We start from the raw sequence: 12,097 nt of genomic DNA, 5'->3' as shown, positions 1-12,097 counted from the left end.
TCTCAATATGTTATAGCATCGGTTCCAAAATCGGAATCGATTTTTGGCAAACACAGTGCGTAGTTTCAATAGGTTAGAGCGCGGCTCAGAAAAGCAATTTCCGTGCGTGCCCTGTGCACCGAAAGATCATTTGTTGCACTCACTGCAGCGTCAATATTTTCTGGCGCTTCGGTATTGAAGTCAAACATGCCGTAGTGATGCGCGACCAGATCGGTGGCGCCAACATATCTCACAAGCGCAATGGCTTCTGTAAGCGTGAAGTTTCCCGGAACACCATTGCTCGACAGTTCAGGACGACGGCCATTTACTGGCAACAAAGCTACATCGGGTTTGAGTGCCGCTACCTCGGCTTCCTGTCCTTTATATGGAATGCAGTCGCCTGAATGCCAGATGCGCAATGCACCGCAATCAAAAACATAGCCTAGAAATTTGTGATTGCCATTTGCGTCTGTTTCTAGCGCTTCATGGGCGGCTCGGGTGGCCGTGATTTTGATTGGTTCGAGTTCGTATGTTTCACAAGCGCCGATCAAAACCAGCCGGTCTTCGGTGACGCCTGAGCGGATCAACGCCTGTTCTTTCATAGCGCGCGGTGCAAGCAATAATGCGTTTGGGTTTCGCGCAAGTAGCGTCGGCAAGGTGCCAGGATCCATATGATCGGTATGCGCATGTGTGCATGCGACGAGATCAACAAAATAAATGCCATCAGGCGCAACAGGGGGCGGCATCATGCGCGTATGAGGGCGCGGTGTGCCTTTGTATTTCTCGGCAAGGCTGTCAGATAGGTAGGGGTCGATAATGATGCGCTTCTCCTGCGCTTCGAGCACAAAGCCTGCTTGCCCAAGCCAGAAAAGGCGAATGCCGGGTTGCGGCGGTTTACGCAGATACACTTCCAATGGAAGCATCTCGGCAATTTCCTGCAAACATCCCGGCATATCGAAGTCCTTTAATTTTTAAGCGCAGCTATGAGGTTGTCAGCTGCGATTTTTGTTGCCCTGTCAACGCTTTCGGCCGTGAACCCGCCAATATGGCTGGTTGCAATTACGGCAGGGTGCGAAGCGAGTTCTAGTGAAAGCGGGGGCTCTTGCTCGAACACGTCCGTTGCGTAGTTCGACAACAGGCCGCTGTTCAGTGCCTCAATAATGGCTTTGTCATCGACAAGCTTTGCGCGAGCAGTGTTGACGAGAATAAGCCCCGGCTTTGCCGTTGCTAATCGTTCGCGCGAGATCAGCGTAGAACCATCGCGAGGGGCCGGGCAGTGCAATGACACAATATCAGCCTGAGCGATGATGTCGTCAACTTCTGCGAAGCTGAACCTATCTTCGGGCAGGCCAAGATCAGGCTTAAGTGGGTCATAGCCAAGCACATTTGCGCCGACAGCCACCAGCATCCGGGCGACTTCGCGGCCAATGGCACCGCAGCCGATAACGCCAACGGTACGACCGCGAATTTCGATACCGCGCTGGCGCGGCCAGCCACCGGCCTTGATGCCGGTGTCGGCCTGCGGGATGGAGCGTAGTGCGCTGAAAATCAGCCCAATCGCAAGTTCGGCAACGCCCAGCGAGTTTGCACCTTCCGCAATCAGCACTTTGATACCACGCTCGGTGAGCAGTTCGACCGGCAGATTGTCAGTGCCCACACCGTTGCGGCTTATAGCTTTTAGCGAGCGGGCCGCTTCGATGACGCGTGGCGATACGGGTTCGACACCGGCAAGCCAGCCGGAAATATCGCCAATCAGACGCACAAGCTCTTCCTCGTCGGGCGTTTTGCCCGGCGTGGAATAGACGATTTCGAAGCCTGCATTACGCAGGCTTTCGATATGCGGATGCGGCTCGGCAGTGAGCGAGCGCGGCGTAACAAGAATACGCTGTCCCATCATTACCGTCCTGCTGCCTCAATGGCGATTTCCGAAATGCGATCGAAAGCTGGGCCGCTTGTTGGAATGTCGATATGGAAGACTTCCGCGATCACTTGCGTCCAGCCGTGGATGAAATAGGTCCAGCCATCTACAACCTGTAACGACTTTGCCTGTTTCTGTGCACGTGCTTGATCGAGGAACACGAGATTGCCGCGATAGTTGAGATCCCAGACTACAGACTTTTCCGGGAAGACGGCTGCATCGGACAAAGGCGAACCCGGCGCATCTTTACCGAGGCCGGTCGCATTGATAATGAATGAACCGGGCTTAAGGCTGTTGAGTACAGCATCATTATCTTCCGGGCGTGGTGCCAGGATATATTCAACCGCAACATCGCTTGCTACTTCCGCATGAATACGCTTGATTTCATCCAGGCGATGTTGGCTGCGGTTGGAAACGATGATGCGGCCCGGTACGTTTTTACCACGCGACTGGCGCATCAGATGCCATGTGATGGCAATGGTTGAGCCGCCTGCACCCATCGAGAAAAGGTCAGCACCCGTGCGCTCGAAATAATCTACACCAAGGAAACCATCGATAGAGAGGCCCGATGAAATCGGGTCTTTCGCATGGCAGATAAGCTTGCCGTCTTTTTTGGAGATGCAGCTTGTTTCATCCATCAGCAGCGCATGCGGATCGATCACATCGAACATATCACGGCAGGCGTGGAAGAGATCAATTTTGTGCGTAGTGACCAGCGCGCCCATTGAAAGCGGATCATTACGGATGAACTCAACCGCTTCACGGTAGGCTTCCGGGTCATCATGCAGTTTGAAATCGATACCCTTTATGACGGCATCCTTCAGGCCAAGATATTCAGCCCATGCCGGGAAAACCTTCATGATCGAGCTTTTGCCCGTTGTCACGCCGATAAAATAGAGCGTCGGCTGGGTCGCTGGCTGATACCTGCTCATGCACGCTTCTCCAGAGCTTCGCGAGAGACTTTCACGGCGCTGGCAGCATTTTTCTTGATTTCGTCAAAGCGGCCTTCGCGAATGTCTTCAGTCTTGGCAATCCAAGTGCCGCCGACCGCTACAACTTGACGAATTGCAAGCCATTCGCCGATTGTGCATTCTGTAACGCCGCCGGTTGGAATAAAGCGAACGCCCAAGTGTGCGAAAGGTGCGGCAATGCTGGAAAGTGCCTTCGGGCCACCGGCAATACCAGCCGGAAAGAACTTTGCCAAACGCACGCCTTGCGCTGTTGCGAGCGTCAGGTCGGTTGGCGTCATGATGCCGGGGCAGAATGGCAGGTTGGCTTTGGATGCGGCGTCCAAGATGCGCGGATCATAGCCCGGTGCCAGACCAAAACGTGCGCCACTTTCGATGGCTTTATCGAGATTGGCGGTGTCGAGAATTGTGCCCGCGCCAATGCATAGTTCGGGGCGTGCATCGCGAATTGCCGCCAGTACATCTGCCGCAGCTTCGGTGCGGAAGGTAATTTCCGCAACCGGCAGGCCACCTTCAAGCAGTGCATCAGCCAGAGGAACCGCATCTTCTACGCGCTCAATCGCGATAACAGGAACGACGCCAAGGCTGGCGATCAGGTCAATAGGATTGCTCATGGCAATGTCTTTCAAGTTTGAATTTTCAGGCGATTATTTTCCGCGCACTCAGGCATATTCGCGCATAAGAGCGTCAATGGTTGCTGCGTCGCGCGGCTTGTAAATCGGGTTTTCTATCAGCTCCCAGCCGCCGTCTGCCTTTGCGATGACGCGATGACGCATGCCATTCGACTGCTCGATGATTCCATAATCCTGCCCGCTGTCGGACGGATAGGCGAAGACCATGACGAGATCGGTGTCGCCAACGTTGATGGACCGATGGATCCAGAATGGGGGCACATAACAGATGGTCTGTGCGGTAATCTCAACGATACGGGTATCGCCTGCTGGCGATTCGAGCTGCATCAGACCTTGGCCGCTCTGGCCGTAATAGATTTCCGGGCGATCTGCCTTGGCATGGATATGGCCACGCGTGAGGAAGAATTCGTTTCCAATGCGGCCCGGATTCATGCGGGTGATACCGTAAATCAGATCACCGCTCTGGTCGCCAGGTTTGAAGTCTTCGACGTCGTAAACAACGGTTCCCCCGTGTGTTTTGCGAAGGCTTTCAAAGGCCTCCTCATCACCATACAGCCCGACAAGATCGTTCAGGCGTTTTTCATAGCGGCCAGTATTGCCGCTCATGCCACCATTTTTCGGATCGACGACACTCGCTACAGGTTCGCGTAACATTTATTCCTCCATTTCGTAGTGAAATTACATAAAATATGATAAGAAGACAATCAAGTGGGTCACAGCAGATAAAATATCAGCAAAAACGTTACATAAATGTCGTTAATTTTGTTGACGTGGAATTTTCGCGTAATTATGCTACCCAAATTCGCATAAGATCGGTAGGAGCCGATTATTCACCAGGAGGAGAAACCCGTATGCAGGCCTTGAAATCCGTCACGCTGAAACTTTCGCTTGCTGTGGCAACGTCATTCGTTGCGCTTGCGGCTGCGGAGGCTGCCGATTGCAAAATCGGTATTTCCATGAAGACGCTCGATGCGCCTTACTTTGCTGCACAGGAAGTTTCGGCGAAAAAGCGCGCTCAGGAGCTGGGTTGTGAAGTATTGACCGCCGACGGCCAGAATGACCTCAATAAACAGGTCTCGGACGTTGAAGATATGGTCGCGCAGGGTATTAATGCGCTTATCATCAATCCGCGTGACAGCAAGGGCCTCGTTCCAGCTGTCAATGCAGCTGCAGCTGCTGGCGTAAAAGTTTTTGTTGTCGATTCGACGCTTGATCCATCGGCAAACTTTGTAACGCTCGTTCAGTCGTCGAATGCAAACAACGGTCAGCTCGTTGGTCAGTGGCTTGCCAATCAGACCAAGGGTAAAGATCTCAAGATTGCTCTGATTTCAGGCGATAAGGGCAATGAAGTTGGTCAGGAACGTCGCCTTGGCGTGCTTGCCGGTCTCGTTGAAGGCCAGCTGCGCAATGAAGGCCGCGTGCGCTTCGAAGTTGTGGGTCAGGGCTGGGGCATGTGGAACAATGAAGGCGGCCTCAAGGCTATGGAAGACCTTTTGACTGCAAACCCTGACATTAATGTTGTTCTGGGCGAAAACGACTCGATGGTGCTCGGCGCTCGCAAGGCGCTTGAACAGTCCAGTCAGCTTGATGGCGTCATTCTTCTTGCTGCTGCCGATGGTCAGAAAGAAGCCATGGCGATGATCAAGGAAGGCAAATACGGCGCAACTGGTCTCAATGATCCCGCACTCGTGGCTGCAACAGCTGTTGATCTTGCCAAGAAGGCAATTGATGGCACGCTGCCAGCAGATACATCGAAAACCACTTATACGACACCAGTCGCGATCACCAAGGACAACGTAGACCAGTATTACAAGCCGGACGCTGTGTTCTAAGAATATCCAAGTTCATGGTGTGGCCAGTCTGGAAGTGAAGGGCTGGCTGCATTATGAGAATGTCCGAGGAGGTGATCGAGGCTGATGCCATGCATTAGACTGGGTCACAGCGGTCGAAAGTTGACCATTTCTTTCGGGCTGAAATGCAATGCGGTGGAGCGTCCTGGGTCGTGATGATCTGGAATGATTGAAATGGAAAATCTTGTAGAGCTGACCGGCATAGCGAAGTCATTTGGCGGTGTTCATGCGCTTCGAGGCGTTGACTTTGAGCTTCGTTCTGGTGAGGTTCATGCCTTGCTGGGTGAAAACGGTGCTGGCAAGTCCACCCTGATGCGCGTTCTCGGCGGCGAGTTTTCGCCCACTCGCGGCGAAGTCAAAGTTGCGGATGCGGCGCAGCATTTTCGTGGTCCAATGGACGCCATGTCCAAAGGCATAGCCGTCATCCATCAGGAAATGGCGCTGGCAACGGATCTTACCGTTGCTGAAAACATCTTTATGTGGATGCTGCCTTCGGTTATCTCGTGGCCGGAACTTAATAAGCGCGCCAAAGAGCTGATCACAAGCCTCGGATTTTCTATCGCGCCAAATGCTATTGTTGGCGATCTTCCTATCGCACATCAGCAGGTTGTCGAAATTGCGAAAGCATTGTCGCGCAATGCGCAAGTTATGGTGTTTGACGAGCCGACTGCCGTACTGTCCGCCCGCGATGCAAACCGTCTTCTGGATATTATTCGCACGCTGCGTGAGCGCGGTGTCGGTATCATCTATATCTCGCATCGTCTCGATGAAGTTTTCAGCATTGCTGATCGCATCACGATCATGAAGGACGGCGCTTCTGTCACGACGACGGAATGTGCGTCTGTGACGATTGACGATGTTATCCGGCTGATGGTCGGACGTCCGTTGAAGGCGCTTTTCGGTGAGGATGTTGAGCGCAAAGTCGGCAATGAGGTTCTGCGTCTTGAGGAACTGTCTGACGGTTCACGCATCAAGGGCGTGTCGCTGACGGTCAAAGCTGGTGAGATCATCGGTTTTGGAGGTCTTGTCGGGGCAGGGCGCACAGAACTGATGCGATTGGTTTTTGGTGCAGAGCGCGCCAAATCCGGACGTATTTTCATTCACGGCAAAGAAAAGACTATCCGTAATCCGCGCGATGGCGTGAAGGCGGGTATCGGTCTTGTGCCGGAAAGCCGCAAAGATCAGGGCTTAATCCTCGACTTCCCGATCCGCGTGAATTCCACCATGGCGAAACTGTCGCCATTGGTGAATATTTTTGGGTTCGTGAAGGGGCAGGCCGAGCGTTCAACCGTTGAATCGTTGTCCAAGCGTCTTCGCCTGAAAGCTGGCAGCATCGAAGATCCAGCATCCAGCCTTTCGGGCGGCAATCAGCAAAAAGTCGTGCTCGCCAAGTGGTTTCATGCTGATGGCGATGTGCTGATTTTCGATGAGCCGACCCGTGGCGTCGATGTTGGTGCGAAGACAGAAATCTATTCGCTGATCAAATCGCTTGCGGCTGAAGGCCGGGCGGTTGTGGTCATCTCCTCCGAGCATCTTGAGCTTTTTGGTCTGTGCGACCGCATTCTGGTCATGCGTGAAGGCGCTGTGACTGGCTCATTGCAGCCAGAGGAATACTCTGAAGAAAATTTGCTGAAGCTTGCCATGGTCAATACGGCCAGCACTGATCCTTCCGCATTAGCTAATTGATTGGGTAAAACCGTGACCGAAGTTGTTGAAACGCCGAAGAAAACTTTCAATGCCGGAGCTCTTCTCCATCGTTATGGCACGGTTGCCATTCTGATTGCTGTTCTGATCGTGGCTACCTCATTGTCGGATGTGTTTCTGACTGAACGCAATATCATGAACGTGTTGCGTCAGGTCGCGGGGCCAAGCCTTATGGCTGTTGGCATGCTGTTTGTCATTCTGACGCGCGGTATTGATCTTTCGGTCGGCTCTGTTGCCGCACTTGGCAGTGTTCTGTCGGCAATCCTTATACAGCAATACGGAACCGGCATGGCCATTGGCGGTGTACTGCTGGCCGGTGCCGCTTGTGGTCTGGTTTCCGGTATTCTGGTTGCCTATCTCAAGCTGCCGCCTTTCGTAACCACACTCGCGGTTATGACTATTGCGCGTGGGCTTTCCTTCATCTTCTCGTCCGGTCAACCGATCATGATGGGCGACGCCGGCGCATCTGTTGCGGCTTTTGGTTCGGGCACGCTTGGCAGCGTACCGTACCCGGTTATTCTGATGATCGTTGTTTTCCTGATCGCCGGTGCGGTGCTGACTTTCACCCGCTTTGGTCGTCTCGTTAAGGCAATCGGCTCGAATTCCGAAGCGGTGCGCCTATCGGGTATTTCGGTGTCTTACTACACGCTCGCGGTTTACGTTATCTCGGGTGTATTGGCAGCCGCCGCCGGTATCATTTCGACCAGCCGCACAGGTATCGGCTCGGCCAATATCAGTGTTGGCGCAGAACTTGATGCAATCGCCGCTGTCGTTATCGGCGGTGCAAGCCTGATGGGTGGTCGCGGTGGTGCATTCAACACCTTCATAGGCGTCATTATTCTTGGCATTATCGCCAATATGATGAACCTTGCGCGCGTTCCGGGCTATCATCAGCAGGTCTTCATGGGCTGCATCATCATCGGCGCGATGCTTCTGCAATATGCATCAACCTGGCTGCGTAAGAACTAAGTCTAGATAGCGCCCCCCAAACCTGATGACGTGCTCCATGCCAAATGAACTCTCACTAGCAATTGACGTCGGAACGGGCAGCGTGCGCGCTGCCCTCATGGATGGCCGCGGCAATATAGTAGCCGTTGCAGCCCGCGAGCACGAGCAGATCGTGCCGCAGTTTGGCTGGTCCGAACAGCGTCCGGCAGACTGGTGGCAGGGTGTTGCAGCTTCGATCCGTGACGTGTTGAACAAGGTTCCAGACGCGCGTGACAGGATCATAGCTGTTGCAGCTTGCGGTCAGATGCACGGCACCGTTTTGGTTGGTGACAAGGGTGAGTTGGTACGTGAAACCGCGCCATTGTGGAATGATAAGCGCACGGTTGATTATGTGACGGCTTTTGAAGCCAAGCATCGTCCGGCGGACTATCTGGAGCACAGCGCCAATCCGGCAGCACCGTCCTGGCCGGGGTTTAAGTTGCAATGGCTGCGCGATCACGATGCGCAAGCCTTTGCACGCACTGCCGCCGTGCTGATGCCGAAGGATTACATCAACCTCAAGCTCACCGGCGAAATTGCAATGGATCGCAATGACGGCGGCGCAAGCTTCATCATGGATCCACGTACCGGCGACTGGTCGCAGCATATGGTGGATTTGCTTGGGCTTGAGCGCAAGCAACTGGCACCGTTGCGTAATCCAACTGAAATCCTTGGAAATATCACGGCAGAAGCTGCACGCGAGACAGGTCTGCGCGAAGGAACACCCGTGCTGGTTGGTGGAGCTGATTATCCGGTTGCGCTGCTTGGCTCCGGTGTTTGTCGTCCGGGTGTTGGCTCGGAAGTGATGGGCACTTCTGCAATCATCACAGCGATTACCGAAAAGCCATTGCTTGATGCATCCGTTTGCAATGTCGGGACTGTTGAAGGCAATTGGGGCGCGTTTATGCTGCTGGAATCCGGCGGCGATGCAATGCGCTGGGCGCGTCGTGCTTTCCATGACAAGCAGGTTTCCTATGAGGAAATCGTGGCGAAAGCCGCTGAAGCGCCTGCGGGTTCGGAGCGTCTTTTCTTCATGCCTTATCTGACTGGCGAGCGCCTTGGCGAACATCGCAATGCGCGTGCGCAATATTTCGGTATCGGAGCGGCGCATGGGATTTCGCATCTGCATCGCTCGGTGCTTGAGGGCGTAGCCTTTGCCGTTAAACGCCATATCAATATTCTCGACAGTATTTCCGGTTCCAAGCTTGAGCGTGTTATCGCTTCTGGCGGTGGCGCAAAGACGGAATTGTGGTTGAAAATCAAAGCCAGCGTCTATGGCATACCTATCCTCGTGCCGAAGGAATCGGAATGCGGTCTGGTCGGTTGTGCGATCATGACTGCCGCCGCTACGGGACGTTATTCGAGCGTTGAAGATGCAGCCGACGCGCTCGTGCAATATTCAACCGAGATCAAGCCCGATCCTCGTTGGGCGGAAATCTATGCGCCGATGCAGACATTCTTCGAGAAGCTCTATACGCATAGCCAGTCGCTTTATGACGATCTCGACAGGTTGCCGCAATGAGTGCTCGCGCAGTTCTTTTCGACATGGATGGTACGCTCGTTGATAGCGAGCCATTGCATTATGAAACGCTTTTGGAGGCTATTGCTGCCTTTTCTGGCACGGTGCCGGATGATTTCGAAAACCGCGTAACCGGCACGACCATTGCCGATTGCCACACCATGCTGCGCAATGAGACCGGCTTTACTGCTGATCTTGATGCTTTCGTTAAAGCGAAATATGCGGCCTATGTAAGTGGGGCAATTAGGCTCAAATTGCGCCCGAGTGCTGCGGAAGTGCTCTCCTACCTCGATAAGGCTGGCATTCCCTACGCCATCGTTTCCAATTCAGACCGTATACTGGTGGATGCAAATCTGCGTGCTGTTGGTCTTCAGCGCCCAGATTTCTTCAGTGTCTCGCGCAATGACGTGCGCAAAGGTAAGCCTGATGCCGAGCCATATCTACGCGGTGCTTACCTGCTTGGTGTTGAGCCATCGCATTGCATTGTCGTTGAAGACAGCGTGCCGGGCGCACGTGCTGGCCTTGCGGCAGGCATGACCGTTATAGGCTGGCCGGAGCCGCATCGCACTGATCTCACTTTCCCGGATGGCGTTGTAATTGCCGATCCCGAAAATCTTCTTTCCAGTTTGCAGCCGCTTTTAAGCGCGGTCGCTCAATAGCAAGTCAGACAAGGATAGCATTTCCATGTTTCTCGAAAAGTTCAGAATTGACGGCAAGATTGCAGTCGTCACGGGTGCCGCGCGCGGCATTGGTCTTTCCGCCTCCGAGGCTCTGGCAGAAGCTGGCGCCAAGGTAATCCTTACCGACATGAGCCAGGAATTGCTGGACAAGGCATTGGCTGAACTCACCGCCAAGGGCTATAGCGTCGAAGGCGAACTGCTTGACGTGACTGATGTTGAAGGCGTTCAGCGTGTGCATGATGCGGTTATTGCACGCCATGGCCGCGTCGATATTCTCGTCAACAATGCCGGCATTGCAATCAGCAATCATCCAGCCGAAACCATGGCCGATAATGTCTGGAACAAGGTCATTGATGTCAATCTAAATGGCGTCTTCTGGTGCTGCCGCGCATTTGGCAAGACGATGCTGGAAAATGGCTCGGGCAACATCGTCAATGTTGGCTCTATGTCCGGTTTTGTAGTCAACCGTCCGCAGGAGCAGGCAAATTACAACGCGTCAAAAGCAGCCGTCCATCATTTGACGCGTTCGCTGGCGGCTGAATGGGGTGCGCGCGGTGTTCGCGTTAACTCGGTCGCGCCAACCTATATCGACACCGAAATGAACAAATACGTCTATGAAGACCCTGAAATGTACCGCCATTGGGTGGGGGGCACCCCAATGAACCGCCTTGGACGCACGGATGAAGTAGCGTCCGTCATTCTATTCCTTGCAAGTGAAGCCTCAAGCCTGATGACCGGCTCGATCGTTCTGGCCGATGGAGGCTATGTATGCTGGTAAATGCTGATACCATCGTTCGCGGTGCACGTTTTCCGGGTCGATATATTCAGGGTGCTGGCGTCATTGCCCGCCTTGGCGAAGAGGCTGCAAGCTTTGGCGATAAAGCTGTGGTGCTTCTTGATAACGGCATTTTTGATATTCTGAAGCCAAAGGTAGATGCTGCATTTGCATCTGGTCCGGAGGCACGGATTGTGCGCCATGGCGGCGAATGTTCAGAAAGCCAGATCGCAGCACTGGTTGCTCAGGCACGCGAAGCCGGTGCGAAAGTCGTGATCGGTGTTGGTGGTGGCAAGGCGCTTGATACTGCAAAGGCTGCGGCGCGTGATCTTGGTCTGCCATCAATCATTTTCCCAACCATTGCTGCATCAGACGCACCATGCAGTGCGCTTGCTGTGGTCTATAACGACGATGGCTCGGTGGCTTACGATACGTTTCTGCCAAGCAACCCTAATCTCGTTCTGGTGGATACTGCGCTGATCGCACAGGCACCGGCACGCTTCCTCGCTGCCGGTATTGGTGACGCGCTTGCAACTTTCTATGAGGCGAATTCCTGCCGCCAGTCTGGCGCATTTAACTGCATGAAAATGCAGGGCGTTAGCCTTGCTTATGAAGTTGCACGTTTCTGCCGCGATACGATCTTTGAATTTGGTGCAGCATCGCTCAAGGAATGTGATGCCAAGCAGGCTGGCCCTGCGATTGAACGTGTGATTGAAGCGAACATCCTGCTATCAGGCGTGGGCTTTGAATCCGGTGGTGTCGCAGCAGCGCATGCGATCCATCATGGCCTTTGCGAGCTGGATGATGTTCATCATCATCTGCATGGTGAAAAAGTTGCCATTGGTGTACTCGCTGGCCTCAAGTTGCATGGTCAGGAGGAAGAATTCCAGAAGGTGCGTGAATTCTGCCTTTCTGTCCGTCTTCCAACCCGCCTTGCCGATATCGGCATTGAAGACGCAACGGACGAGAAGCTTGAAATCGTTGCCAAACGTGCGTGCCGCGCAGGTGAAATCATTCACAATGAGCCGATCAAGGTAACGCCAGACATGGTCGTCGCAGCGCTGAAGCAGCTCATCTAAAATTCT

General features: G+C 53.8%; 12 protein-coding genes. 7 read left to right on the top strand and 5 right to left on the bottom strand.

Features of this window, described 5'->3' with window-relative positions:
- Nucleotides 1–65: 65 nt before the first annotated feature.
- From QBD00_RS15030 to QBD00_RS15010, 5 genes are read right to left on the bottom strand one after another with little or no spacing between them, the layout of a single operon-like run.
- Nucleotides 66–932 carry an MBL fold metallo-hydrolase gene (locus QBD00_RS15030; protein ID WP_318579917.1) on the bottom strand — a complete coding sequence of 289 codons (867 nt, stop codon included), beginning with the start codon at nt 930–932 and terminating at the stop codon, nt 66–68.
- Nucleotides 933–943: 11 nt separating this feature from the next.
- The gene (locus QBD00_RS15025) at nt 944–1,876 is read right to left on the bottom strand and encodes a phosphoglycerate dehydrogenase (protein WP_318579916.1); all 933 of its coding nucleotides are present in this window, start codon (nt 1,874–1,876) and stop codon (nt 944–946) included.
- Nucleotides 1,876–2,829 (bottom strand): shikimate dehydrogenase, encoded by a 954-nt coding sequence (locus tag QBD00_RS15020; RefSeq protein ID WP_318579915.1) that lies wholly within the window; start codon nt 2,827–2,829, stop codon nt 1,876–1,878. The genes QBD00_RS15025 and QBD00_RS15020 overlap by 1 nt, the downstream gene beginning before the upstream one ends.
- Nucleotides 2,826–3,479, bottom strand: a complete 654-nt coding sequence (gene eda, locus QBD00_RS15015) for a bifunctional 4-hydroxy-2-oxoglutarate aldolase/2-dehydro-3-deoxy-phosphogluconate aldolase (RefSeq protein WP_318579914.1) — start codon at nt 3,477–3,479, stop codon at nt 2,826–2,828. Before eda ends, QBD00_RS15020 begins: the two co-directional genes overlap by 4 nt.
- Nucleotides 3,480–3,527: 48 nt before the next feature.
- Nucleotides 3,528–4,151, bottom strand: coding sequence for a glucose-6-phosphate isomerase (locus QBD00_RS15010; RefSeq protein WP_318579913.1), 624 nt, complete (start codon nt 4,149–4,151; stop codon nt 3,528–3,530).
- 206 nt (nt 4,152–4,357) lie between these two features.
- Between QBD00_RS15010 and QBD00_RS15005 the strand changes: the two genes are divergently transcribed.
- From QBD00_RS15005 to QBD00_RS14975, 7 genes are all read left to right on the top strand, one after another.
- Nucleotides 4,358–5,329, top strand: coding sequence for a substrate-binding domain-containing protein (locus tag QBD00_RS15005; RefSeq protein ID WP_412535035.1), 972 nt, complete (start codon nt 4,358–4,360; stop codon nt 5,327–5,329).
- Nucleotides 5,330–5,521: 192 nt separating this feature from the next.
- Nucleotides 5,522–7,033: a sugar ABC transporter ATP-binding protein gene (locus QBD00_RS15000; RefSeq protein ID WP_318579911.1), complete on the top strand. Its 1,512-nt coding sequence runs from the start codon at nt 5,522–5,524 to the stop codon at nt 7,031–7,033.
- 12 nt (nt 7,034–7,045) lie between these two features.
- Nucleotides 7,046–8,020 (top strand): ABC transporter permease, encoded by a 975-nt coding sequence (locus QBD00_RS14995; RefSeq protein ID WP_264231491.1) that lies wholly within the window; start codon nt 7,046–7,048, stop codon nt 8,018–8,020.
- 37 nt (nt 8,021–8,057) lie between these two features.
- The gene (locus tag QBD00_RS14990; protein WP_318579910.1) at nt 8,058–9,560 is read left to right on the top strand and encodes a xylulokinase; all 1,503 of its coding nucleotides are present in this window, start codon (nt 8,058–8,060) and stop codon (nt 9,558–9,560) included.
- A complete protein-coding gene (locus tag QBD00_RS14985) occupies nt 9,557–10,216 on the top strand; it encodes an HAD family phosphatase (RefSeq protein WP_318579909.1) in 660 nt (219 codons plus the stop codon). The genes QBD00_RS14990 and QBD00_RS14985 overlap by 4 nt, the downstream gene beginning before the upstream one ends.
- A 25-nt stretch (nt 10,217–10,241) precedes the next feature.
- The gene (locus tag QBD00_RS14980; RefSeq protein WP_134151757.1) at nt 10,242–11,015 is read left to right on the top strand and encodes an SDR family NAD(P)-dependent oxidoreductase; all 774 of its coding nucleotides are present in this window, start codon (nt 10,242–10,244) and stop codon (nt 11,013–11,015) included.
- Nucleotides 11,006–12,091, top strand: a complete 1,086-nt coding sequence (locus tag QBD00_RS14975) for a glycerol dehydrogenase (RefSeq protein WP_318579908.1) — start codon at nt 11,006–11,008, stop codon at nt 12,089–12,091. Before QBD00_RS14980 ends, QBD00_RS14975 begins: the two co-directional genes overlap by 10 nt.
- Nucleotides 12,092–12,097: the final 6 nt, after the last annotated feature.

This window comes from Ochrobactrum sp. AN78 (genome assembly GCF_029909885.1).
Lineage (GTDB): Bacteria > Pseudomonadota > Alphaproteobacteria > Rhizobiales > Rhizobiaceae > Brucella > Brucella quorumnocens.
Note: the sequence above shows the minus strand (reverse complement) of the source record. Positions and strands in the feature narration are given on the sequence as shown.